This window comes from Aquimarina sp. AD10, from assembly GCF_003443715.1.
Taxonomy (GTDB): domain Bacteria; phylum Bacteroidota; class Bacteroidia; order Flavobacteriales; family Flavobacteriaceae; genus Aquimarina; species Aquimarina aggregata.
On sequence record NZ_CP031965.1, the window covers coordinates 3,972,011 to 3,997,896 of the forward strand.

General features: G+C 30.5%; 24 protein-coding genes and 1 tRNA gene. 12 read left to right on the forward strand and 13 right to left on the reverse strand.

Translation table 11 applies throughout. From position 1 onward, the window contains the following. Positions 1-702: 702 nt before the first annotated feature. The 7 genes from D1816_RS16385 to D1816_RS16415 all read right to left on the reverse strand — a co-directional run bounded on the left by D1816_RS16385 (position 703) and on the right by D1816_RS16415 (position 9,114). Positions 703-1,236, reverse strand: a complete 534-nt coding sequence (locus tag D1816_RS16385) for an OmpH family outer membrane protein (protein ID WP_066315087.1) — start codon at positions 1,234-1,236, stop codon at positions 703-705. Between the two features lie 232 nt (positions 1,237-1,468). Further along, complete coding sequence (locus tag D1816_RS16390; RefSeq protein WP_118504235.1) at positions 1,469-2,320, reverse strand: bifunctional 2-polyprenyl-6-hydroxyphenol methylase/3-demethylubiquinol 3-O-methyltransferase UbiG; 852 nt, start codon at positions 2,318-2,320, stop codon at positions 1,469-1,471. Next, positions 2,320-2,844: a hypothetical protein gene (locus tag D1816_RS16395; RefSeq protein WP_066315096.1), complete on the reverse strand. Its 525-nt coding sequence runs from the start codon at positions 2,842-2,844 to the stop codon at positions 2,320-2,322. Before D1816_RS16395 ends, D1816_RS16390 begins: the two co-directional genes overlap by 1 nt. Further along, complete coding sequence (locus D1816_RS16400) at positions 2,825-3,304, reverse strand: hypothetical protein (protein WP_118504239.1); 480 nt, start codon at positions 3,302-3,304, stop codon at positions 2,825-2,827. Before D1816_RS16400 ends, D1816_RS16395 begins: the two co-directional genes overlap by 20 nt. Beyond that, entirely contained in the window at positions 3,304-5,175 is a 1,872-nt protein-coding gene (mnmG, locus tag D1816_RS16405; RefSeq protein ID WP_066315099.1) for a tRNA uridine-5-carboxymethylaminomethyl(34) synthesis enzyme MnmG, read from the reverse strand. Before mnmG ends, D1816_RS16400 begins: the two co-directional genes overlap by 1 nt. Before the next feature lie 86 nt (positions 5,176-5,261). Further along, positions 5,262-5,681, reverse strand: coding sequence for an rRNA maturation RNase YbeY (ybeY, locus tag D1816_RS16410; protein ID WP_118504241.1), 420 nt, complete (start codon positions 5,679-5,681; stop codon positions 5,262-5,264). Continuing rightward, positions 5,674-9,114 (reverse strand): DUF4175 family protein, encoded by a 3,441-nt coding sequence (locus D1816_RS16415; protein WP_118504243.1) that lies wholly within the window; start codon positions 9,112-9,114, stop codon positions 5,674-5,676. The genes ybeY and D1816_RS16415 overlap by 8 nt, the downstream gene beginning before the upstream one ends. 102 nt (positions 9,115-9,216) lie before the next feature. Between D1816_RS16415 and D1816_RS16420 the strand changes: the two genes are divergently transcribed. The 6 genes from D1816_RS16420 to D1816_RS16440 all read left to right on the forward strand — a co-directional run bounded on the left by D1816_RS16420 (position 9,217) and on the right by D1816_RS16440 (position 15,626). After that, positions 9,217-10,272 carry an alkane 1-monooxygenase gene (locus D1816_RS16420; RefSeq protein ID WP_118504245.1) on the forward strand — a complete coding sequence of 352 codons (1,056 nt, stop codon included), beginning with the start codon at positions 9,217-9,219 and terminating at the stop codon, positions 10,270-10,272. An 81-nt stretch (positions 10,273-10,353) separates the two neighbouring features. Continuing rightward, entirely contained in the window at positions 10,354-11,865 is a 1,512-nt protein-coding gene (gene gltX, locus D1816_RS16425; RefSeq protein ID WP_118504247.1) for a glutamate--tRNA ligase, read from the forward strand. A gap of 131 nt (positions 11,866-11,996) precedes the next feature. Then, entirely contained in the window at positions 11,997-12,164 is a 168-nt protein-coding gene (locus D1816_RS25775; RefSeq protein ID WP_158597691.1) for a hypothetical protein, read from the forward strand. Between the two features lie 60 nt (positions 12,165-12,224). Then, a complete protein-coding gene (locus tag D1816_RS16430; RefSeq protein ID WP_118504249.1) occupies positions 12,225-13,178 on the forward strand; it encodes an SPFH domain-containing protein in 954 nt (317 codons plus the stop codon). Positions 13,179-13,648: 470 nt separating this feature from the next. Continuing rightward, entirely contained in the window at positions 13,649-14,914 is a 1,266-nt protein-coding gene (locus D1816_RS16435; protein ID WP_118504251.1) for a family 16 glycosylhydrolase, read from the forward strand. Positions 14,915-15,113: 199 nt separating this feature from the next. Next, positions 15,114-15,626 carry a hypothetical protein gene (locus D1816_RS16440; protein WP_066315115.1) on the forward strand — a complete coding sequence of 171 codons (513 nt, stop codon included), beginning with the start codon at positions 15,114-15,116 and terminating at the stop codon, positions 15,624-15,626. Positions 15,627-15,685: 59 nt separating this feature from the next. Here the strand turns inward: D1816_RS16440 and D1816_RS16445 are convergent, their stop codons facing one another. Continuing rightward, positions 15,686-17,731 (reverse strand): glutamine--tRNA ligase/YqeY domain fusion protein, encoded by a 2,046-nt coding sequence (locus D1816_RS16445; protein WP_118504253.1) that lies wholly within the window; start codon positions 17,729-17,731, stop codon positions 15,686-15,688. 164 nt (positions 17,732-17,895) lie between these two features. Between D1816_RS16445 and folB the strand changes: the two genes are divergently transcribed. Continuing rightward, positions 17,896-18,252, forward strand: a complete 357-nt coding sequence (gene folB / locus D1816_RS16450; protein WP_066315117.1) for a dihydroneopterin aldolase — start codon at positions 17,896-17,898, stop codon at positions 18,250-18,252. A 98-nt stretch (positions 18,253-18,350) separates the two neighbouring features. Next, positions 18,351-18,421, forward strand: a tRNA-Cys gene (locus D1816_RS16455). Between the two features lie 33 nt (positions 18,422-18,454). Here D1816_RS16455 and D1816_RS16460 read toward each other — a convergent pair. The 3 genes from D1816_RS16460 to rnr are packed head-to-tail and all read right to left on the reverse strand — an operon-like array spanning position 18,455 to position 22,126. Continuing rightward, positions 18,455-19,156: a LysE family translocator gene (locus D1816_RS16460; RefSeq protein ID WP_118504255.1), complete on the reverse strand. Its 702-nt coding sequence runs from the start codon at positions 19,154-19,156 to the stop codon at positions 18,455-18,457. A gap of 38 nt (positions 19,157-19,194) precedes the next feature. Next, the gene (locus D1816_RS16465) at positions 19,195-19,869 is read right to left on the reverse strand and encodes a head GIN domain-containing protein (protein WP_066315122.1); all 675 of its coding nucleotides are present in this window, start codon (positions 19,867-19,869) and stop codon (positions 19,195-19,197) included. A gap of 58 nt (positions 19,870-19,927) precedes the next feature. Continuing rightward, positions 19,928-22,126, reverse strand: coding sequence for a ribonuclease R (gene rnr / locus D1816_RS16470; protein ID WP_118504257.1), 2,199 nt, complete (start codon positions 22,124-22,126; stop codon positions 19,928-19,930). A gap of 518 nt (positions 22,127-22,644) precedes the next feature. Between rnr and D1816_RS16475 the strand changes: the two genes are divergently transcribed. From D1816_RS16475 to D1816_RS16490, 4 genes are all read left to right on the forward strand, one after another. Next, complete coding sequence (locus D1816_RS16475) at positions 22,645-22,884, forward strand: hypothetical protein (RefSeq protein WP_066315125.1); 240 nt, start codon at positions 22,645-22,647, stop codon at positions 22,882-22,884. A gap of 566 nt (positions 22,885-23,450) precedes the next feature. Further along, a complete protein-coding gene (gene rpiB / locus D1816_RS16480) occupies positions 23,451-23,885 on the forward strand; it encodes a ribose 5-phosphate isomerase B (protein ID WP_066315126.1) in 435 nt (144 codons plus the stop codon). A gap of 4 nt (positions 23,886-23,889) precedes the next feature. After that, positions 23,890-24,801, forward strand: coding sequence for a cation diffusion facilitator family transporter (locus tag D1816_RS16485; RefSeq protein WP_118504259.1), 912 nt, complete (start codon positions 23,890-23,892; stop codon positions 24,799-24,801). A gap of 4 nt (positions 24,802-24,805) precedes the next feature. Next, complete coding sequence (locus D1816_RS16490; protein WP_118504262.1) at positions 24,806-25,252, forward strand: GNAT family N-acetyltransferase; 447 nt, start codon at positions 24,806-24,808, stop codon at positions 25,250-25,252. An 83-nt stretch (positions 25,253-25,335) separates the two neighbouring features. Here D1816_RS16490 and D1816_RS26135 read toward each other — a convergent pair whose 3' ends face one another. Next, on the reverse strand, positions 25,336-25,626 hold the full coding sequence (locus D1816_RS26135; protein WP_233565204.1) for a hypothetical protein: 291 nt from the start codon (positions 25,624-25,626) through the stop codon (positions 25,336-25,338). 4 nt (positions 25,627-25,630) lie between these two features. Then, positions 25,631-25,852, reverse strand: a complete 222-nt coding sequence (locus tag D1816_RS26140; protein ID WP_233565205.1) for a hypothetical protein — start codon at positions 25,850-25,852, stop codon at positions 25,631-25,633. Positions 25,853-25,886: the final 34 nt, after the last annotated feature.

Genomic DNA, 25,886 nt, shown 5'->3' on the forward strand with positions numbered 1-25,886 from the left:
ATATATTTTTTACCAAGTTATAAAATTATAAATTAAATAGTTATATCAAACTAATTTTTGATGTTTTTTTGTAATAATTTTCTGACTTCTAGTTTGTTATCTCATTCAAACTGAAACATTTTTAAATCATAATAACAAGTTAATATACATAAATTTTTGTTAATCAACTAGTTGTATTGTAAAAAAGATAGTAAAAGTACTGTAAATAAAAGCAGAAATTTCCCCATAATCTATCTAAAAAAATGTTCTATTTCAAAGAAAATCTATCTAATTTTTCCGCAAATATAGATTATTATACAGGTTAAAAAACACTTAAAAAGGCATTTTTTTTCGATTAAGTGTAAAAAAAAAGTAAAAAAATCAGCGAAGAAAAACCATTTTTTCCATCTTTAAAAGGATGTTTTTAGGCCTGTTTTATTAACTAGATTTACAGCAAAAAAATAACAAAAATGTATTTAGCTCAGTTACACTGGATAACCTAAATTATAGCTATAAAAATTACTCAATAACTATTCTTTTTCAACTACATTATCCCGTATTTATACTCTATAAATATACACTTACTAGCTTATCTACTAAAACCCATTTACTCATAAAAATCCCGACTATTCATTACATAAAAATGATACCCGTTTTTGAATAAATTCAAAAAAAAACCTCATTAGAAATGTCTAATGAGGTATATACATTCGATATAAAATATTATTCTTTTGTTTCTGTTTTGGCAGTTTCTCCACCATTTAATTCTTTAATAACATCTTCTGTAATATCTAATTCTTCTTTACCGTATAAAATATTACTAACCTCGGTATCACCATAGATATATGTATATCCATTTTTCTTACCGTATTCTTTAATAAAATCTTTTACTTTTGAAATTATAGAATCTATTTCTTTTTGGCTTCCTTGTTGAATCTCCTGCATTCTAGATTGTTGCTCTCTCTGAAGACCTTGTTGTTTAGCCATTAATTCTTGTTCTTTCTTCTCTCTATTCGTCTTAGACATAGATTTCATGATATTTTGATACCCTTGTACCTCGATCTGAAATTGTTTTGCCTTTTCCTCAAGCTCTGCTCTTACTTCGGTATTACGTTTTGTCCATTTTTCCTGAGCAACTTTCATTTCGGTGAAATCAGAAACAACTTTTGTGTTATTTACGAAACCTGTTTTCTCTATTTGTTGTTGACAAGAAGCAAATATCAAACATGCCCCCGCAATCCATAAAAATCTTTTCATTTTTCAAAAATTTAGTTCTGGGCAAAAATATCAAAGTTCAACTGATGTTATTCACTATATTCATCAAAAAAACAATTTATAATAAAAAACAATTAATTTATGTTTTATTATAAACAAAATCTATTAAAAAGAAGTTAATTTAAAGCTTTTTAAGCACTATTTAAAAATCTCGCATACGTTAACCCCAAATAAGCTCTAAAAAGCAAAGAAAACTTAATTAAAAACGATTTGATCACTTTTTTAACACATAAATATGCGAAGAAAACTCTTTTGTGCGCATTGCTTTTATGTTTGAAACAATTCCGACCCAAAAAGCTTTTAAAAAATTCATTTTTCCGTTTTTATATTTTTCGGATAACAAAGACACATAAAAAGAATCAAACCTCATTGGAAGTGTTTTCTGTAACATAATGTTCTCTTTTGAAAAAAGTGTTTTGATTGAAGTTTTAGAGAAATGCCATAAATGTCTTGGTACATCATAAGCCGCCCAAAATTTCTTATAATAATCAGCGTCATACGATTTGAAATTTGGTACAGCGATAATAAGATACCCTTCGGGTTTTAAAAGTCTTTTAATTTCTAAAATTTGATCATCCAAATCAGAAACATGTTCTAAAACGTGCCACATTGTAATAACATCGAACTTCTGTGATTCATAATCCAATGTAGTCCCGTCTAAATCAATTCCTTTTTGTTTGGCTAAATTTTTTGCTTGTTGATTAGGTTCTGTGCCAAAAACATGCCATCCAGCATTTTTGGCTACCAACAAAAATTCTCCTGTACCCGCTCCAATATCCAACAATATACCTGATTTACTTTTATTAGTTCTGGAGACAAGTCTTACTTTTTTACTAAGAGAGTATGTTTTAACCAAATGATATATTTTCTCAAAAAGAGATCTCTTTGCATCTGTATGAGAAATATAATCTTCGCTTTCATAATATTTCCCAATTTCTTCATTTTTTGGTTTAGGAGAAGTTATTAGCATATCATATTGTTTATCATGAAACAATTGAAATTTTTCTCCAGACACACTATGATCTTTACACTCGATAAAAAGTTCTAAATTTTGTTTTGTATTCATTATTCTGAAATCATTGGCTTAAGATAATCTTCTTTTTTAATGTTGTTTTTTATATCAAGTAACTTCGCTTTTGTTTTACTATAAAATAAAGAATGTGTAGATAGACAGTTTTTTCCGTTATTATCTTTAACGATTATTTTCACAAAAGTATATGTCGAGTTCTTAGTATGCTGTGATAAGTTATCACACAAACCTGGAGCAACATTTTTGTATGTATCCAAGTCTGTGTCAAAATTAATACTAACTGTAAAATTCAAATCTAAATTTTCAAACAATTTAGTTTTAAAGAAATTTAGTTTTTCATCCTCTTTCAATTCGAAATTTTTTCTCAACCAATATTTAGCTTCAGGAGTGGTAATTTTTGATTTAAACAAAAAATAGTCTCCAGTTCCGTATTTAAAAGAAACTATTCTATAATTTTCTATTTTGTTGATCGACTTACAGGAAAAAAAGAAAAAGGAAAGAAAAAAAACATATTTCACACAGCCTTTGTTCCACGTGGAACTATTCTTTGATAGCATCATGAATTTCTACATTTAGCACCTTACCCAATTTATTTGCAATTTTGACCGCATCATCATATCGTTTTGTTTTATAAACAGTATGATGTTTATTGTTTCTAAAAAACCGAATGACAATTCTATCATGCTTTTCACTTGTTCCTAAAGCACTCACTGTACTCCATTCATTATTTAATTTGAAAGAAGCTGAAAAAACAGAAATATAATCAGGGAATTCCAAATTCAAGTCTACGGCAAAAAAAGGAATTCCAAAACAACTGTATACTTTTTTATTTCTAAAATCTTTTGAGATTTTAAAAGAAATAGAAAAACCAAAAATTATGAGCGTCACAAAGAACAAAATAATTCTTGGTAAAAAAGGTTCGGTTTCATTAAATAAAAAAAGAAAAGAAAAAACCAAAACGATAGTTGTTAAGATTTTTCCTTTTAGTGCTTTTTCCTGTTTACAAATTACACTTTCCATTATCTGCCCATATAAACTAAAAGAACAGAAATATCACTTGGAGATACTCCACTAATTCTAGACGCTTGAGAAATTGTTGCTGGCTTAATTTTTGACATCTTTTCACATGCTTCAAAAGAAAGTGATTTAAGTTTAGTATAATCAAAATCTTTCGGGATTTTAATATCTTCTAATCTATTTAATTTATCAGCGTTATTTTTTTCCTTCTCTATGTACCCAGAATATTTTACTTGAATTTCAGCTTGCTCTAAAACTTCTTTATCCAAATTATGTTCCTGGATATACTCAGACACTTTTTTAAAATGTTTAATATCCTCTAATGCAATTTGCGGCCTAGAAAACAATTTAAACATTTTGCCACTTTGATTTATTAAAGAAGAATTGTTTGCTTCTAAAACTGGATTTGCTTCTTCTGGTGAAACACTAGTGTCTTTAAAAAACTGAACAAAAGCTGAAGACTTTTTCTCTTTATCTTCCATTCGTTTCATTCTATCATCTGATGCCAACCCTATCTTATGTGCTTTGGGTGTAAGTCTAAAGTCTGCATTATCCTGTCTAAGCAACGTTCTATACTCTGCTCTTGATGTAAACATCCTATAAGGCTCTTCTGTACCCTTAGTAATTAGATCGTCTATTAAGACCCCTATATACGCTTCACTTCTTTTAAGAATAAAAGACTCTTGTTCTTTTACTTTTAAGGCAGCATTCATTCCTGCCATTAGACCTTGAGATGCCGCTTCTTCATACCCTGTTGTTCCGTTAATCTGACCAGCAAAAAATAAACCAGAAACTAATTTTGTTTCTAAAGTATGCGTTAACTGCGTAGGCGGAAAATAATCATACTCGATTGCGTATCCAGGTCTAAAAAATTTGACATTTTCAAAACCAACCACAGATCTTAATGCTTTAAATTGTACATCTTCTGGCAAAGATGTTGAGAAACCATTTACATATACTTCTACAGTGTTCCAACCTTCTGGTTCCACAAATAACTGATGTCTGTCTTTATCTGCAAATCTATTAATCTTATCCTCGATAGACGGACAATATCTAGGACCTATACTTTTTATTCTACCATTAAACATTGGTGATCTATCAAAACCTTCTCGAAGTAAATCATGAACCTCATTAGAGGTATATGTCATGTAGCAGGATCTTTGTTCTTTTAATGGTTTTGTTAAATCGGTATAACTAAATTTCTCAGGATGATCGTCACCTGGTTGTTCAATCATCTTCGAATAATCCAAAGATCGTCCATCTACTCTTGGAGGTGTTCCGGTTTTCATTCTTCCAGAATCAAAACCAAAATCAATTAATTGTTCTGTAATTCCAGTTGCTGCTCTTTCACCTGCTCTACCTCCTCCAAATTGTTTCTCACCTATATGAATCAAACCGTTTAAAAAAGTCCCATTTGTAAGCACTACAGCTTTGGCTCTAACCTCAATTCCTAAAGAAGTTTTAACCCCACGAATTTCATCATTTTCTACAATAAGACCACTTACCATCTCCTGATAAAAATCTACATTAGGTGTTCCTTCAAGAAGCAACCTCCACTCTTCTGCAAAACGCATTCTATCACTTTGAACTCTCGGGCTCCACATTGCTGGACCTTTTGATTTGTTCAACATTTTAAATTGTATTGCCGTGCGATCACTAACTATTCCGCTATATCCTCCTAATGCATCAATTTCTCTTACTATTTGTCCTTTTGCAATTCCTCCCATTGCGGGATTACAACTCATTTGCGCGATGTTTTGCAGGTTCATAGTAATTAACAATGTACTACATCCTAAATTTGCCGCTGCCGCGGCAGCTTCACTACCCGCGTGTCCCGCACCAACAACTATAACATCATACTCCTTATCAAACATATTATTTCTTTTTGTTCCACGTGGAACATCATATTATAAAACATTTTTTTGTTCCACGTGGAACAAAAATTAAAACCAAAAAACTGCTATTGTTCCACGTGGAACAATAGCAGTTTTTCGTCTTCCTTATTTCTCATTAAAGCAGCCTCGTCATCTGATTTATCCTTATAACCACATAGGTGCAAAATTCCATGAACTATCACTCTACTCATCTCATTAGTTTCACTTACTTTAAACTTTTTTGCGTTCTCAAAAACTCTTTCAGTGGATATAAAAATATCTCCATTCAATTCGTTTCCCAAACTGTTATCAAAGCTAATAATATCCGTATACGTATCATGATTAAGAAATTCTTTGTTTAACTTCAACAAATACTCATCGTCACAAAAAATGAAACTTATTTCTCCTTCCTCTTTACTCTCGGATGAGATTACCTCACTAATCCATGAAGATATTCTGTCTTCATTTAACCTATCAATATCTCCTTCGTAAAAAAAATTAATCATTGTTTTTATTAAAATACTCTTGTACTTTTTGTTTATAATTTTGCCGCAAAGGTAATACTTGTCTGTTTAATATCTCGGTTGTATTAAAATATTGTTTCGCTCTGTTCAAACGTTCTGTATTTGTGTTTTTAAAATTAACCTTATTGGTTTTACTTTCTCTCTTTTTTTCTTCGCCTTGCTCAAAAGTAGCTTCCTCTAATTTTAATAACTCATGTTTTAAGTCTAACATTTTGCTTAACGTTTTTTCATTAAAACCTTTGTCCAAAAGCTCTTGTTCTACCTGCTCCATTCTTCTTAGTAAATCACTTCCTTTCTTGTTTCCAAAACCTTGCTTTTCAAGTTTATCTTGAAGCGCATTTCTCAACTGTTGTTGCTGTTTAAAAATATTATATAGTTCTCCGTTTAAGTCTTCATTAAATTCTTCATTATCCCCTTCCTCGCCATTTTGTTTCCCATCTTTACCTTTACCATTTTTTCCATTCTTCCCGTTCTTCTTTCCACTTTTACCTCCTTCTTTTTGACCATCTTTATGTCCTCCATTCTCGCCACTTTCACCTTTCTCTCCTTCTTTTCCATTCTGCTTTCCACCCTTCTCTTTTCCGCCTTCCTTATTTCCTTTCTCCTTACCTTTCTTCGTGCCTTCTTTCATTTTATCATTAAGTTCTTCTTGTTTCTTAATGATATCCGGCAACTGAAACTCACCCTTGCTATTCTTCCCTTTCTTACCCTTTCCAGATGCAGACATACTGTTCTGCATTTGATCCAAAGTTCTACTTAATAAATACGCCAAATCATTAGATCCAGTAATAGTGTATTGTTGATTTGCTGACCCCTGCACTATTTGGTTCTCTGCTAATTTCTCTAAAGACTTATCTATATTAAACTCTATATCTGTAAGCTTTTGCGTTACGTCCTCTGTTATTTGCGGTGTTCTTAACGCCAACGCATATAAACTATCATCTATGTGAACAAAGTTCTCTCGCAATACACTTTGCCTTTTTAATTTTTCAGAATACGTAGGATTGTCTTTTGTTACTTTTTTAAATCCAGCCATCAGGTTCTCTTGTTCAAAAGAAAAATCAACTAAGTTGTCTAGAATTTGTCTAAGCATTTCCATGTCCTCTTGTTGTTGCTCACTACCCGACATATTCATTTGCATCCTCATATTATTACTCATCTGCTTCATCTTCTGAGCTGCACTTTTTTGGTTTTTCTTAGCATCAGATTTATTCTCTTTCTCCAAATTTTCACTTGCCTTCTTCTGCTCTTCCTTTACCTCATTCTCATCTTCCTTTTTTTCATCTAAGCTCATAGGCTTTTTAAGCCCTTCATTTTGTTTTCTAAGATCCTCCATTTCCTTCTGGAAGTCGTCAAACTCTTTATTAAGCTTTTCTTGCCTTTCTTTGGTATTCTCTTCATCTTTCTTTTCAGAAAGTTCTTCTTGCTTTTTAGACATTTCTTCTAAAGCCAAACTTAGTTTTTCATGTTTCTCGATAACATAATATCTCTTTGTTAGCTCTAAAAGTTGTTCGAGATTTTTGTTTAAATTTTTATTTTCTTTACCTAATTCTTCTAACTTTTTCGTTAACTCTTCCTTTTGTATTTTATCAGAAAGCTTCTCAATTTCTTTTAATAATTTTTCATTTTTCTTTAGTCTTTCTTCATTACGTTCTAAACGCTCTTTTAGTGCATCCTTAAAAGGTTCCTCCTCTTCTTTTTTATCTAATTTCTCTAAATTATCTTTTAGCTGTTTAGAGAAGTTTTTCATCATTTTTTCTTGTTGCTTTTGTCTTTTTAAAAAATCCTCAAGTTTCTTTTTATCATTAAAATCTAATCTCTTTTTTTCTTTTTGTAACTTACTTAAGCTATTAAGTTCTTCCTGTTGTTTCTTAAACTTATCCAAAGATTTATCCAATCCGGATATCGCTTCATTTTGTTTTTCTAACAATTTATTTGATATTTCTTCTTTGGTAAGTTTGGTGAAATTAAAAACCTGACTCTTGGTACTTTTGAAATTATGAATTGCGTCATTGTCAAAAATCTCAAAATAAAACTCCTGTTCTATTCCTTCATTGATTTCTAAATCACCAGGGAATGTATATATAAACTCGTCAAAATTTGATTGACTAATTGTAATATTCTTAAATCTCTTTTGATCTGGTTTTTCTTGATCATAATAAACCAATCTTAATTTACTTAACCCATAATCATCACTTACACGTCCAAAAAAATACATGGTACTATTATCTAATGTATCCTTTTCTGACTTTAAATTTAGCTCTGGATATTGATCTTTGATAACATTCAAATTAAAAGACAGCCTATCATAATTATTTACATTTACATTAGAGGTAGTGATCTCGTAATCCATGTTTTTATAAATGTTCTTTTCTTTAGAAAAAGCAGTTTCATTTTTTTCCATTGGAATAATGGTGTCCTTAGTTTTTAATTCTACTTTATCAGTGTTTCGTGTATATACAAGCCAACTTACTTTTGTTCCTTCTGGTATCACAGCATTCCCTGTACTTTTTAAAACTTCATCACTTTTTTTTGTATATGCTGGGTAATCCAACCTCATTTCAAAATTCAATAAAGCCGGTACAGGTACTACTTCTAACTGATACGGAATCGAACTTACATCATTAGCACTTAATGTAAAATCAACTGAATTTTTGGGTTTTACAAACGTATACTCAAACTCACCGACTGCCGTATTCTTTAGAAAATAAATTTCTTCATTATAGTTAATAGTTACTGTTTCAGGAATTATATCCCCAGCAATCTTGACTTTTAGTAAAAAGTCCTTATTTTCAAAAGCATTTAGGTTTTCATTTACCACAAAAAACTGAAAAGGTGCCGGTGGCGTATACGCAACCTTATAATTTACCACTCTTTCATAACTATCTGAAATCCAACTAGTTTTATTAAAAACAGATAATAACAACAATATTACCACAGGTATTGCAGCATATTTTAAATATCCTACGTTTTTTCCAAAATTTATAGCTAGTTTAAAAGGAATCGGAGTTAGTTCTTCTGATTTTTGTTCTATACTTGCTAACAGTAATGATGAAGATGAATTGTTTTCTCTTAGCTGCAGTAGATTTAACAATCTATCACTTACCTCTGGGAAATGATTTCCAATAATTCCAGATGCATCCTTATAATCTATTCCTTTAGCCAATCTAAATAATTTAGCCAATGGTATAGCTATAAACTTTATAAACAAACCTAATTCTACAGTAATAAATAACCAAAACAATATGGTTCTACCTATAGGGTTTAACCATAAAAGATTTTCGATTAACAGTGTTATCAAAAAATATAACACTCCTATTGCGAAGAAAAGGATAAGTCCTTTTATTAATTCGTTTATATAATATTTTCTAGTAAACTGTTCTAGCTTACTCTTTATGACCTCAAAATTATTCATATACAGCTATCTTCATTTAGCATTAACTTTTAAAACTACAACTTTATTTTCAATAGATTTGTTATATTTATGATAATTCAACCCCTTATTATCTAAAGAGTTATGAAGGACCTTAAATATATATGTGCCTATACCATACCTATAACGGCTATCCTAGGTCTTTTCTTACAAGGCTATTTCACCTATTTAACACCTATTTATGCATTTGGTCTTATACCAATAATCGAATTATTTACTCAGGATTCTAAACAAAACTTAAACGAGCAACAACGATTATCTAAAGGGCAAAAAAAACTATTTAATTGGTTATTATACCTTAATTTACCCATTGTATACAGTCTAATATTTTTTACCATTTACACCTGTACCAATCAAACATTTTTTACTTATGAACTTATAGGAATTGTTATTTCTACAGGAATCGTATTAGGTACTAATGGTATTAATGTAGGTCATGAATTAGGACATAGATCCACTTATGAACGTTTTTTAGGTAAGGCTTTACTCCTACCTTCTTTATATATGCATTTTTTTATTGAACATAATTACGGCCATCATTTAAAAGTTGCCACCAAAGAAGATCCGGCTACTGCCAAATTTAATCATCCTGTATATTGGTTTTGGATTACCTCTACCATTGGACAATACATTAGCGCTTGGAAAATCCAGTTTAAGCTTTTACAACAAAACAAGCTTTCTTTATTTTCTATAAAAAATGATATGTTCTGGTATCTAATCATAACCGTATCCTATTTATTACTTATTTATTTCTCTTTTGGATCCTTTGGTTTTATCATTGCTTTGTCTAGTGGTATAGTAGGCTTTTTACTATTAGAAACAATAAATTATATTGAACATTATGGTCTAGCCAGAAGTAAAACAACAACCGGTAGATATGAACGAGTACGTGAAATTCACTCCTGGAACTCTAATCATACATTAGGTAGAATATTATTATACGAACTAACAAGACATAGTGATCATCATCATCGTGCGGCAAAAAAATATCAGTTATTAGATCATCATGATAAAAGTCCACAGCTGCCTTTTGGATATCCCACATCAATGGTATTATCCCTTATTCCTCCCCTATGGTTTATGGTCATGAATAAACATGTTCCACGTGAAATGAGAAATATTTCAAAATCTCAACACTAAAATTTCACAAGCAAAATCATTTCAACAGGACATTTAAGATTGTATCTTTGCCTTTAATTTTAGATCAAAAACCACACGATCATGGCAAATAATATTAGGGTTCGATTTGCACCTAGTCCCACAGGTCCGTTACATATTGGTGGCGTAAGAACCGCATTGTTTAATTATCTTTTTGCTAAAAAACAAAAAGGAACATTTATACTTCGTATAGAAGATACTGATCAAAACAGATATGTAGAAGGTGCAGAAGACTATATAAAACAAGCTTTGGATTGGTGCGGAATTCCGTTTGATGAAGGACCAGGAAAAGATGGCGGATTTGGACCTTACCGACAAAGTGAACGCAAACATTTATATAAGCAATATGCCGATCAGCTTATCAAAAATGGTCATGCTTATTATGCATTTGACACAGCAGAAGCATTAGATCATCACCGTAAAGATCATGAAAGTAAAGGTAAAACCTTTATTTATAATTGGCATAATAGAGAAAAGTTAACTAATTCATTATCATTAACAGACGATGAAGTTCAACAGAATTTAAATTCTGGTGTGTCGTATGTGATTCGATTTAAATCTCCACAAGACGAAACGCTTCATCTTTTTGATGAAATTCGTGGTGACATAAAAATTGATACCAACATCTTAGATGACAAGATTCTATTTAAAAGTGATGGTATGCCAACATATCACCTTGCCAACATTGTAGACGATCATTTAATGCAAATAACTCACGTTATTCGTGGAGAAGAATGGTTACCATCTCTAGCTTTACATGTATTGCTATATCGTTCTTTAGGTTGGAATCCTCCAAGTTTTTCGCATTTACCATTAATTTTAAAACCTGTTGGTAAAGGAAAACTAAGCAAACGTGATGGTGATAAATTAGGTTTTCCCGTATTTCCATTAGCTTGGACAGATCCTAAAACTAAAGATATATCATCAGGTTATAAAGAAGATGGTTACCTACCTCAAGCAGTTGTTAACATGTTAGCATTCTTGGGCTGGAACCCCGGAACTGAACAAGAATTATTTTCTTTAGAAGAATTAATTCAAGAATTCGATCTTAAACGTGTTAATAAAGCAGGCGCTAAATTTGATCCCGAAAAAACGAAATGGTTTCAACAACAACATTTACAGCAGACTAAGACCTCGATATTATCAGATCAATACGCCCAATTACTACAACAAAAAAATGTTTCAACTACTTTAGACATCCATAAAATTGTAGATACCATAAAAGAAAGAGCAGTATTCGTCGAGGATTTTTGGAATCTAAGTAACTTCTTTTTTATTGCACCTTCTGAATATGAAGCAAAAGCCACTAAAAAAGCTTGGAAAGAAGATACCCCTAGCCTAATGCACGAACTAGTTAGAATTCTTGATGATATCACCGATTTTTCTGAAGAAAATGTTTCTACGATTACCAAAGGATGGATTACCGGTAAAGAAATTGGATTTGGTAAAATTATGATGCCCCTTAGAGTAGCCCTTGTAGGTTCTTTACAGGGTCCTGATCTATTTCTTATTGCTTCTATGATTGGAAAAAATGAAACCATTCAACGTATAGAAAACGCTATAGAAAAACTTTAAAATACATAGTACAACTCCTAAAGAAAACCATTAATAGTTCAGACTATTAATGGTTTTCTTAGTTTATCGCCTGTAACATTTTTATCCCATCGTACACTAATACAGTAAGAACACATTGAACTAATACAACTATGGGAAAACAATTTAAAGTAATAGAAATATCTCATTCTTGGTCTCTTAAAAAACTAAGAGCAAAAGTTGAAGATGAATTAAATAGGGTATCAAAAGACGGCTGGGAGATTGTAGATATCTCTTTTATCGGAAGTATGTATACAGCAATGATAACAATTTCTAAATAACAACAATTGATCTATAATTTATTACTAAATTCAATCATTATTAACTTTAAAATATAAAAGATGGGGCAATATATAATTTATCTATTTTTATTCTTCGGAATTATAATCATATTAAAAGGAATATTTACTGTAAAACAACAAACTTCTGCAATTGTAGAACGTTTTGGTAAATTTTTAAGTATTAGAAACTCAGGATTACACTTTAAAATCCCAGTTTTTGATCGTATTGCAGGACGTATTAATCTTAAAATTCAACAGTTAGATGTATTAGTTGAAACAAAAACAAAAGATGATGTATTTGTACGTCTTAAGATTTCAGTACAATTTCAAGTTATTAAAGAAAAGGTTTACGATGCCTTTTATAAACTAGAAAATCCGCATGATCAAATTACATCTTATGTATTTGATGTTGTACGTGCTGAAGTTCCTAAAATGAAGTTGGATGATGTTTTTGAGCGTAAAGATGACATTGCAATTGCAGTGAAACAAGAACTTAATGAGGCCATGGTTAATTATGGATACGACATCATTAAAACTTTAGTTACCGATATTGATCCAGATCTGCAAGTTAAAGAAGCTATGAATCGTATTAATGCTGCAGAAAGAGAAAAAGTAGCAGCCGAGTATGAAGCTGAGGCTGAACGAATTAAAATTGTAGCAAAAGCCCGTGCCGAAGCTGAAAGTAAAAGATTACAAGGACAAGGTATTGCTGATCAACGTAGAGAAATTGCTAGAGGTTTAGAAGAGAGTGTTGATGTGTTAAATAATGTTGGTATAAATTCGCAAGAAGCCTCTGCCCTAATTGTAGTTACTCAACATTATGATACCCTTCAATCGATAGGTGAAGAAACTAATAGTAATTTAATATTACTTCCTAATTCTCCTCAAGCTGGTAGTGATATGTTAAACAATATGATTGCATCTTTTACAGCCTCTAACCAAATTGGTGAAGAAATGAAAAAACAAAATGCAAAAAAAGGAATCACTAGAAAAAAACCAGATTCTGACGCTTAAAAAATTATATCATTCACGTACCGAAACCCGATCCTAAAATTGATCGGGTTTTATTTTGTTAATTTTTATTCAAAATTAATTTAAGACCTTTTAAGCCATTTTAACATCATCATTAATCCAATCATAAATCGATGTTTTTTAAACACAACAAACAGCTTTATTTTAATTCAATTTTAATCATAAAAAATTATTAATACTAAAACTTAATAAATAAAATCTATTATAGTTAATATAGATTTTAACATCACTTATTATAATATTAATTTATCAAATATGAATGTATTTCATTTTACAAAATAATACGCTAAAATCTGTAGCGTCATAAATTTTATAATAGATCCAATATCAATAACTCATTTGTTCTACAAATAAAATTATTCTTTATAGACTTACCTTCCACATAGATTGCCCACTATATGTCTTATTAATAATTTTAATCCAAACTATTCTAATTCTAAAAACATTGTATTTTGGTTAAAATTACTTTACTTTTTGTACTACTGTTATTTCAATTTTTAGGGCACTCACAGCCCCCTGAACCACCTATTGGGCATCGTTGGGTACTATTTGATCAATACTCTGATGAATTCAACGATAAAGCTTTAGATACTAAGAAATGGCGAGATACATTTAATGGTTGGAAAGGCAGGCCACCCGCAAAGTTTGATCCTTCTACTATATCAGTACAAAACGGTACGATGCAAATAAAAAATAAAAAATTGGGTACTCCAGATGGAAAATATACTATAGCTGGGGGTGCCGTTCAATCTCTAAAACAAACTGCCCATTTTGGATACTACGAAGTTAAATTTAAAGCATCCAAACTATCTATGTCTACAACATTTTGGATGTCTAACGGCAAGAAAAAAATAAAAGGTCCAACCAAACTAAGTAATGATTGCCAAAAAGATAGCTGGAGTCAAGAATTGGACATTATAGAGAGTGTAGGTGGTGAATTTAATCAACCATGGGCGTCCGGTTTTAGAACAAAAATAAATTTTAATACACATTACCGTTATATTGACTGTAACGGATCTCCAGAAAAATTCTACTCTGCCGGAAATAATGCTATAGAAGGAAATGGTATCAAAGCCGATGCAACTCTCGTAGGTGGTGGTGAATCCTGGGAAGATTTTCATACTTATGGTTGCTATTGGAGAGATAGTAAAACCTTTGATTTTTATGTAGATAAAAAGTACGCCGGTACTGTAATCGCTAGTACAAATGTGGTAGACACCCCTTTCTCAGAACCAATGGGTATTAATATGGTTACAGAAACTTATGATTTTGCAACCCCCTATCCTACTGATGATCAATTATCTAATAATAAAATTAATACATCATATTACGATTGGGTAAGATCATATAGATTATTTGCTGTAAATGAACCTGAATCTAGTACTATTGATACTTCTATAGTTGAAGTTTTTGATGAAACTATATCTTTTTTTAAAGACCCAATTTTAGATAGTAAAAAGAACGGAATTACCCTTTCCTATTTATACAAAGCCAATCAAAATAGAACCTTAAAAGTTCATATTATTAATAATAAAAATAAGGAAGTTTATTCTCAAGATTTAAAGGTTTTAGAAGGTTACGGTAAAGCAAAAACCCAATTAAATTTAAAAACTTCTTTACCAAAAGGGTCTTATACAATTACTGCAGATATTAGATCTAATGTACCATCTAATACCTCGGTAATTGCAGTAACAAAAGACCATACAATAATATTTTAATTTACAATATTTTAGAATTAAAAGAAACTATTGCTAGAAGTTCTACTTTTTGGTACTATTTTTGCTCCGCATACTATAAATAGTTATCAATTTTAAAAGATCCTTTGATAATATCTGTTATACGTTAAGATATTGATTTATTAGAGTTTACAATAAATTTGTTTAATTTAAAATTAATTATACTTATAACAAAAGTCTCATGAAAAATTACTTAATCATTTTTTTATTCATCTCTGGAAATATATTTTCTCAAAGTATAGGTGAATTAAAAAAAACAGCTAAACGTGACGCTCAAGCAACAATTCAAGCTTCTGTGGATAGAAATCTTAGTACCATATTAAAATATACTCATCCTACCGTTTTTAAAGCATATGGCGAACAGAAACTTATGGAAACTATGAATGATATTTTTAGAACTATGGACGCCCAAAAAATCAAAATAAAAGACTTTAAAATTGATGAAGTAACAGAAGTTAAAAAAGAAGGAAATCAATATAAATCTTTAGTAAAAAACACGATTAATATGGATTTTAATGGGCGTTCTGTAACATTAAAGAGTTCATTATTTGGTTTTTATAATAAAAAGAAAGCACAATGGTATTTTGTTGAATCTAATAAACTTCTAGACGATCCCGATACCAAAAAGCTATTTCCAAAATTTAAAACCGATATAGAAATTCCTCTAGATGAACATATCGCAGATGATTATTAAATCATAAACAATCAAAAAAAAATAACCCCAAAACTCAAAGTTTTGGGGTTATTTTTTGGTTATAAACTGTACGTAGATGCTAATTCTTTAGCTTCTAATTGTAGCAATTCATTTTTATCTTCTAATGCCTTATTAATAAAATCCTTTGCCTCTTGATTGGGTTTTAACTTGTTATTTTTTAAAACAATACCAAGAGCTATCATTGTAGCAATTCTAGTACCTACTTTTTTAACAGCAGTTCCATATAACGGTTCCAGCTCTTCGATAGTTACATTGTTCGCAGCCTCCTGAATTTTATTTTTAAGTATAATTCTTTTCTCATCAGGTAAATTAGTGTACTTCTTACCTGCTCTTTTTACTTCTTCTATAGCAGGTATTACGGCTTGTTTATTATTTTGTTGTGGTTTTTGAGATTTATGTTGTTCTTGAACTGGTTTAACTTTAGCCCATGTGTCTCGTAAACCTACAGTTTTATTAAATACCAAATTTTCTGCAGTACTATCACTATCCATATTAAAATATCCTAATCTCTGAAATTGAAATTGTTCTAAAAGTTTACCTGTCTTTAAACTAGGTTCTACATAACCAGTTATTATTTTAAGAGAATCTGAATTAATAAATTCTACAAAATCCTTATCCTTATCACTATCAGGTGCTTCGTGATTAAATAAACGATCATAAATTCTAATTTCTGCAGGAATAGCATGTTTTACAGTAACCCAATGCAATGTTCCTTTTACATTGCGTTTAGATTCTTCTGTACCACTTCCCGATTTACTTTTAGGGTCATAAGTACAATGAATTTCTGTAATCTTACCGTTTTCATCTTTTACAACTCCTTCTCCTTTGATAATGTAAGCGTTTTTAAGACGTACCTCTTTACCTAATGTTAGTCTAAAGAACTTTCTACCTGCCTCTTCTTTAAAATCCTCTCTTTCGATATATAATTCACCAGAAAAAGGAACTTGTCTTGATCCTGCAGTTTCATCTTCAGGATTATTTTCTGCTGTTAACCATTCATCTTGATCTTTTGGATAGTTTGTAATTACCAATTTAACGGGATCAAGTACTGCCATTACACGTGATGCAGTTTTATTAAGATCCTCACGTACACAAAACTCTAACAACGAAACATCTATTACGTTTTCACGTTTTGCTACACCAACGGTATCTACAAATTTACGTATTGAATTAGGTGTATATCCTCTCCTTCTTAGTCCTGATATAGTAGGCATTCTTGGATCATCCCACCCAGATACTACTCCTTCTTGAACCAATCTAAGTAACTTGCGCTTACTCATTATGGTATAGCTTAAGTTAAGACGAGCAAATTCTCTTTGTTTTGGTCTAATATTGCTACTGTAGATTTGATCTAAAAACCAATCATAAAGTTTTCTATGCGGCTTAAACTCTAATGAACATAGTGAATGTGAAATATTTTCTATATAATCACTTTCACCATGTGTCCAATCATACATTGGATAAATACACCAATCATCTCCAGTTCTATGATGAGTTTTCTTTAAAATTCTATACATCAAAGGATCACGCATTAACATATTTGGATCTGCCATATCTATTTTGGCTCTAACCACGTGAGCTCCCTCATCAAACTCCCCATCTTTCATCTTTTGAAATAAGGACAGGTTTTCTTCTACCGAGCGATCTCTAAAAGGACTGTCAGTTCCAGGTTCTGTAGTTGTTCCTTTTTGCTCTGCAATAGCCTCTGCAGATTGTGAATCAACATATGCTTTACCTTCTTTGATTAACAATACCGTCCAATCATACAACTGTTGAAAGTAATCAGAAGAATAACACTCTTTATCCCATTGATATCCTAACCATGCGATATCTTCTTTGATAGCATCAACATATTCTTGTTCTTCTTTTGCAGGGTTAGTGTCGTCAAAGCGCAAATTTACAGGTGCGTTGTATCTAAGACCAAGACCAAAACTTATTCCTATAGCTTTGGTATGCCCTATGTGTAAATATCCATTAGGTTCTGGTGGAAAACGAAAGCGTAAGCTATCACTATTCATTCCTTCTTTTAGATCTTCTTCTATGATATGCTCTATAAAATTGAGCGATTTTTTCTCTTCTGTCATTACTTAAAAATAAAACACAAAACTACAAATTCTAATCCTGCTTAGCTATTCTATAAAAATGTTTAATATAAATTATTATGTATTCTATAATTTCATTTAAAAAGGGGTCGTTTTCCCTTGTTAATTAAACCAACATTCTCATTACCTTTGTTTAAAAAAAAGCAGTGGGATATATCAAACTGAAAAATATTAAAGTTTATGCCTATCATGGTTGTCTTGTTGAAGAAAAAAAAATAGGTTCTGATTATCGAGTAGATTTAAAAATTAAAGGTGATCTATCTAATTCTGCACAAACCGATCGTTTGGCGGATACTATAGATTACGTTCATCTAAATCATATTGTAAAAGAAGAGATGGCGATACGTTCTAAGCTACTAGAACATGCAGCAGAGCGTATTTTAAATAGAATCATAGTAGAGTTACCTTTGGTTCAAAAAGCGACCGTAGATGTCTCTAAAATCAATCCTCCTATTGGTGGAAATGTAGAAATGGTAACAATTACCAGAACCAAAAAACGCTAACTTTATAGTGTTAAAAAAAAATGAATGTTGTTTTAATGTGAAATCATTTGTTTAGAACTAATAAATTTTTTTACATTTGCCTGAATCCAACCAAAACTGGTGTCGTGGCCGAGTGGCTAGGCAGTGGTCTGCAACACCATCTACAGCGGTTCGAATCCGCTCGACACCTCAAAAAAATCCTGTAAGTATTTACAGGATTTTTTTATTTAGTATTAAAACTTGATTCTGGTCTAATTTTTTCGATTCTATCTTGAATTTTCTTTTCCATTGTGTCAGGTAATACACCTTTAAGAATAAGAAATACGCCAAAAACTACCATCATTATACTGATAACTCTTTTTATAATATACGTTCTTTTTGGTGTTAATTTCTTTTTTAAACGTTTAGCTAATAACATTTTAAAAATATCAATAAGTAGATAGGTTCCTAAAACCATACTAAAAAAATACAGAATTCTATTCGTATTCATATCTAGTTGTGGTCCAATTACTATGATTATACTTAACCAAAAACCTAGTACACCGATATTAATAAAATTAAGTAGAAACCCTTTTACAAAAAGCATTAAATAATTATGCTTATTAATAACTTCTACCGATGTATCTCTAAGTTTATTATAATTTTTACGTTCTTGAATAAATGATATTATCCCATAGGTACCTAGAAGCATTCCGCCAAAAATGAATAATGCGGGATCATCTTTTATTTTTTCTAAAATTTGATTTGTACTAAAATATGCAATAAGAATAAATACAATATCCGCAAAGATTACTCCTAAATCAACTGCAAGTGCTGCTCTAAAACCTTTTATAGCTGCAGTTTCTAACAATACAAAAAACACAGGTCCTATTAGAAATGCTAATAAAAACCCTAAAGGTATTGCTGCTTGTGCATCTTGGAGCATGTGATTTATGAATCTTTCTTACAAAGTTAAAAAACTACTTAGTTAACTTCAATAATTTTTCCTCCTAAAAGTTTTTGAGTATCCATTTCTTTTGGATTACCATAAATTCTGATCGTTCCACCAGCATTAGTATTTGCTTTGATATAGTTTTTGGCATATACTTCTGCCGAACCACCTGCACTAATTTTTACTTGTGTATCTTTTGTTTTTAGGTTTCTTCCGTAATATTGTCCACCAGATGTAACAACTACCTCCTGCTCTTTTACCTCACCATCTATTTCTATTTCTCCTCCTGATATTGCTTTTACAAATAAATGTTCTGCTTCAATATTTGCTCCAATACTGGCACCTTCTTGAGCTCTTAAATCTAACGAATTAGAAGATATTACATCTTTAGATTCTACTCGGGATCCTTCATTAACATCAATCTTTCTTAATTCTTTATAATACACAACCACCTGAGTGTTATTATTATCCCAAATATTATCTAAAGACATACTAATCTTTAACAGATTATTGTTTTGTATAACATTTATATTTCTGCGTTTTACTCCAGTAATTTCAACTTTATTTTCATCACTTTGAACTAAAGTAACTTGAATTTTATTAAATATTTTTAATTCACTGAAGTCACCAACATTTTTAGTTACTACATCCTGTGCTTGAACTACAGATACTGCACATACAAGTAAAAGAAACATTATTTTTTTCATCGCCCTATTTTTAAGATTTATAATTTTTTGTTTTATTATGAACGACACTTATATATTATTATTCCATTTCTTCTCTACTTCCTAACAACGTAAAGTCTAAGTGCCTTTTCACGAGATCAGCGTTTTTTACTCTCACAACCACTTCATCTCCTAATTGGTATGTTTTCTTATTGGTTTGCCCAATTACAGCATATTCATCTTGATCAAAAACATAATGATCATCTGCTATATCTTTAAGTCGAACCATGCCTTCGCATTTATTGCTTAAGATTTCTACATAAATACCCCATTCTGTTACTCCAGAGATCACTCCTATGAAATTTTCATTTTCATGATCTTTCATAAATTTTATCTGCATAAACTTAATAGAATCACGTTCTGCACTAGCAGCTAGATTTTCCATGCTACTACTGTGATTACATTTTTCTTCATATTCTTCTTCTACTACAGATTTTCCTTTATCTAAATAATGTTGTAGCAAACGGTGTGCCATAACATCAGGATACCTTCTTATTGGTGATGTAAAATGAGAATAATAATCAAAAGCTAAACCATAATGCCCTATGTTATGGGTTGTATATTCTGCTTTACTCATACTTCGTATAGCTAAAGTATCTACAAGATTTTGTTCTTTTTTACCTTGAACATCTTTTAATAAACCATTAAGTGATTTTGTAGTGGTCTTGCGATCTCTAAGATCTAGCTTATACCCAAATCGACCTATAATGTTTTGTAAGGCTGCTAATTTTTCATCATTAGGTTCATCATGAACTCTATAAATAAATGTTTTTTTAGGGTTCTGTTTTCCTATAAATTCTGCAACTTTTTTATTAGCTAGAAGCATAAACTCTTCGATAAGCTTATTTGCATCTTTAGAAGTCTTAAAAAATACTCCTACAGGTTCGTTATCTTGATTTAAATTAAACTTAACTTCTACCTTGTCAAAAGATATAGCTCCTTCTCCCATTCGTTTTGCACGCATTATTTTAGCTAATTCATCTAATTTTAATGTTGCTTCTGCTACTTTAGGATCTGCTTTATATTCTTTTCCTGTTAATGAGATTTCTGCAGGTATGGTATTTTCTTTAGTTTCTATGATATGCTGTGCTTCTTCATAAGCAAAACGTGCATCAGAATAGGTTACTGTTCTACCAAACCATTGATCTACAATTTCTGCTTTATGATTAAGTTCAAATACAGCAGAAAATGTATATTTTTCTTCATTTGGTCTCAATGAACAAGCATTATTAGACAAGACTTCTGGCAACATAGGTACTACTCTATCTACTAAATATACAGAGGTTGCTCTCTCATATGCTTCATCATCCAGAATTGTTCCTGGTTGTAGATAATGGGATACATCTGCAATATGAATCCCTATTTCATAGTTACCATTTTCTAATACTTCAAAAGACAACGCATCATCAAAATCCTTAGCATCTTTTGGATCAATTGTAAAGGTGAGAGTTTTTCTCATATCTCTACGTTTCTTGATCTCAGACTCTTGGATACTGGTATCTAGCGTATTTGCATATTCTTCTACTTCTGCCGGAAATTCATATGGTAAACCATACTGCGCCAAAATTGAATGAATTTCTGTATCATGCTCTCCTGGTTTTCCTAAAACACTAACTATTTTACCAAAAGGAGAATCTGCTTTTTCTGGCCAATCTTCGAGTTTAACCAATACTTTATCGCCATTTTCTGCGTCTCCAATTTTATTTTTAGGAACAAAAACATCGGTATACATTTTAGGATCCTGCATGTTTACAAATGCATAATTTTTTTGAATCTCTATAACGCCTACAAACTCCTCTCTTTTACGTGTTATAATTCTAGTAACCTCACCTTCACTTTTTCCTCTTCGTTTTCTGCGATATACATACACTTCTACTTCATCTCCATGTAAACCTTTATTTAGATTATTGCTAGGGATAAAGATATCATCATCTAGATCCTTTACGATAACATATCCACTACCTTTAGATGTGATATCTAAGATACCAGTGTATGTATTTATATTGGGTATTATTTTAAACTTTCCTCTATCTACCTCTTCTATTTGCTTTTTAGCAGCAAGCTGTGCTAATTTTTTAATAATTTGATTACGACTACTTGCGTCATTAACACCAAATTTTGCAGCTATTTGTTTATAATTAAAAGGGGTATTAGGTTCTGATTTTAATATTTTAAGTATTCCTTGGGTGATATTCTCTATTTTTGGAGACTTTTTTTTTCTATTTCTCTTTCTTTTCATTAATATTCATTATATATATACGTTAAAAGTACAGCTTATCTTTTAACATTTGTAATTTTAAGTTTAATCTTTTATTAATCCTTTAAAAGTGTCCTTAATTCAGCTGTTCAAAATATAGTATCTGTAAATCAACGTATTACAGTTATATATTTTATCTAAATCATCATTTATTTCTGATTTTTTGATTAATTTTAAAACACTAGGATATTATTTTGTTTACTAAGTATTTCCCCCTAATGAGTAAAGTCAAAAAAATACATAAGATTATATTTCTATTCGTTCTAATTTTTATCATAGGTGTTTACTCTTTTTCATTGTATATCAATAACACTATAGATAAGAAAAAAGAAACTACCTTAGAATCAGAAACTCACAACATTGACAAACAAGATCAAAAAGCAATACAATTATAGTAAACCTATAGGTCTATTCTATATTTAATTCATTCATATTTACGTATTCAATTATTACTACTTATTTTGTATATTTAGATTTACTATACCACAGGGAATTATTAGATGAAAGACTTTGTTATTATAAAAACGTATACCTATCCGCACGAGTATGCTGTTCTAAAACTTCTTTTAGACAAGGAACGCATTTCTTACTTTTTTGAAAATGAAACCATGATTGGCGTTTTTCCTTTTTACTCAAACGCACTAGGAGGTATTAATCTAAAAGTACATCAAAAAGACAAAGCAAAGGTACTACAAATTATAGACAATCTAAATACGGACTCTCATTTAACAATAGTCTAAACTTTTATTTCAATTTTATTTCACGATTTAAAACAGTTGTCAACACATATTATATATATATCTTTTTTCTTTTAAAATTTAAAAAATAAAATAGTGATTATTATATAGTGTGAATAGCGGTATAACTTTTCTAAGTTTTATTAGGTTCTTACGTTAGATTGAATTTTCAGAATGATATTAACAGGATATGAATATAGTAAGTACTTGAAAATCTTCTAAAAATGAAATTTAATTAACAACTGTTAATAGCTAATAAACACATATAATCTTTAATATTTTTACGGTAAAACCGTAGTTCATAACATTAAATTAATGTTTAAAAACTTATCCAAAAAAACATGAGTTATAATTTTGATATATGGTCATGATGCTTGTATTCTAATAAAAATGATAACGACCAAATAAACTTTCTGAATTTTAAGAACTATTTATCCACATGCAATGTTAACAGAGGATAGGGACTTATTAACATTGGGGTAACATTAAGGTAAAATATTGATTTTTTGGAGGTTAGTATTTCTGAGATTGAAGTATCTTTGTTGAAACAATAAAAACGTATTCAAAAAATGAAAATCGCCATTGGAAATGATCACGCCGGCACGGCATATAAGTTCGGTATTACTGAATATCTAAAATCTCAAGGGATTGAAGTTAATAATTATGGTACTAATGAAGATAGTAGTGTAGATTATCCAGATTTTGTTCATCCAGTTGCAAAAGATGTAGATGGTGAAGCAGTAGATTTTGGTATTTTAATTTGCGGTAGTGGAAATGGAGTATGCATGACAGCAAATAAATACAAAAATGTTAGAGCTGGATTATGTTGGACCAAAGAGATTACAGAATTAACAAGACAACATAATAATGCAAATATTATTTGTATTCCAGCTAGATTTACATCTCAACCCCAGGCATTAGAAATGGTAAAAACTTTTCTTGCTACAAGTTTTGAAGGAGGTAGACATCAAAATAGAGTAGATAAAATATCGATGTGCGTATAATTGTATGACAAAAACACACGCTCATAATCATTCTCATCAAAAACGTACTGGGCGTAATTTATTATTTTCAATTGTATTAAATATAGTAATTACAGTTGCTCAAGTAATTGGTGGATTGTTATCAGGTAGTTTATCTTTACTATCCGATGCGCTTCATAATTTTAGTGATGTTTTATCACTTATCGTAAGTTATTTTGCTAATCGATTGGCAAAGAAAGAGGCATCGATAAAAAGAACTTTTGGATTTAAGAGAGCAGAAATTATGGCAGCATTTATTAATGCTGCTTCTTTGATTATTATAGCTATTATTCTTGTTTTTGAAGCTGTAGAGCGATTACAAAACCCACAAGAGATTAGTGTTGGGATTGTGATTATATTATCTATCGTAGCTATATTAGGTAATGGTTTAAGTGTTTTACTATTACAAAAAGATAGTAAAGTAAATATGAATATGCGGTCGGCATATGTGCATTTACTTACAGATTTAATGGCTTCTGTAGCTGTTTTGTTAGGAGGTTTATTAATGCGATTTTATGAATTATTCTGGATAGATAGTGTATTAACTTTTGCTATTGCTGTTTATTTAATAATAGTAGGTTATGACCTTTTAAGAAAATCGTTTAAAATATTAATGCTGTATACGCCAGATACTATCGAAGTAAAAGAAATTGTAGCTACAATTAATGCATTGCCCAAAGTAAAAAGTATTCACCATGTACATGTATGGCAATTAAACGAAGAAGAAACACATCTAGAAGCTCATATTGATTTTAGTGCAGATATTCCTGTTTCTGAATTTGGAGAGATTCTTCATACAATTGAAGCTATAGTACACGAAAAATTTGAGATTAATCATGTTACTTTGCAACCAGAATTTGATAAAGAAGACAGTAAAGATATTATAGTACAAGACTAGGTTTATGAGTGTTAATTTTAGAGTGAAACAGTTTGAAGAAATCGAGGCATTAGAGTTATACAAAATTCTGCGCTTACGCGCAGAAGTATTTGTAGTAGAGCAAGATTGTGTTTATCAAGATATAGACAATAAAGATCAGAAAGCGCTGCATGTTATAGGATATAAAAACGATCAAATTGTGGCTTATACCAGATTATTTAAGGGTGGCGATTATTTTGAAAATGCAAGTATCGGTAGGGTAGTCGTATCGCAAAAAGAAAGACAATTTGGGTATGGTCATGATCTTATAAAAGCCAGTATTGAAGCTATAGAAAAACACTTTAAAACAACCGAAATTAAAATATCCGCACAAACGTATCTAAAGAAGTTTTATGAAAGCCATGGGTTCTCGCAAATAGGAGAGGAGTATCTAGAAGATGGTATCCCTCATATTGCGATGGTTAGAAGATGAGTTGATTTTAATTTCGTACTTCATTTTGATACGTATTAAGACCCCGGGGGTTTTCAAAACCTTTGGGGTGTACAACAGCTAAATTATTCTAAAGTATACTTAGCTTCAATAAAAACCTTTTTTTGAATATGAGCATATTCAAAGTTGGATTTTCCATCAAATATATCAAGTACATAGTTCCTAGAAACACTTGTTTCCTTATTTGATAGATATGCACGATATGATGAATGAGGATATCTTCTGAAATCTTTTGTTATTTGATGATGTTCTGCATTTGTATGAATATACAGTACTAAATTCTTAAAATATACTTCGTCTGTTATTCGTATTCTAGAAAACTTTCTTTTAAACAAACTTCCTGTTCTGTTGTACATTTTATTAATTGCTTTTGCTTTCTAAATTATGTTTTGTTTTTATCAATAAATGAAAATGATTAGGAAGCAGACAATAACAATGAATGTTAGCAATAGGAAGAATATGATTTTTCAATAATTTTAGAAAATAAGTATAGTTTTTTTCTTCAATAAATAAGTTTTCTTTATTGTTTCCTTGATTATAGATATGATAATATTGATTAGGCTGTACTACTTCGTACTTCATTTTGATACGTATTAAGACCCCGGGGGTTTTCAAA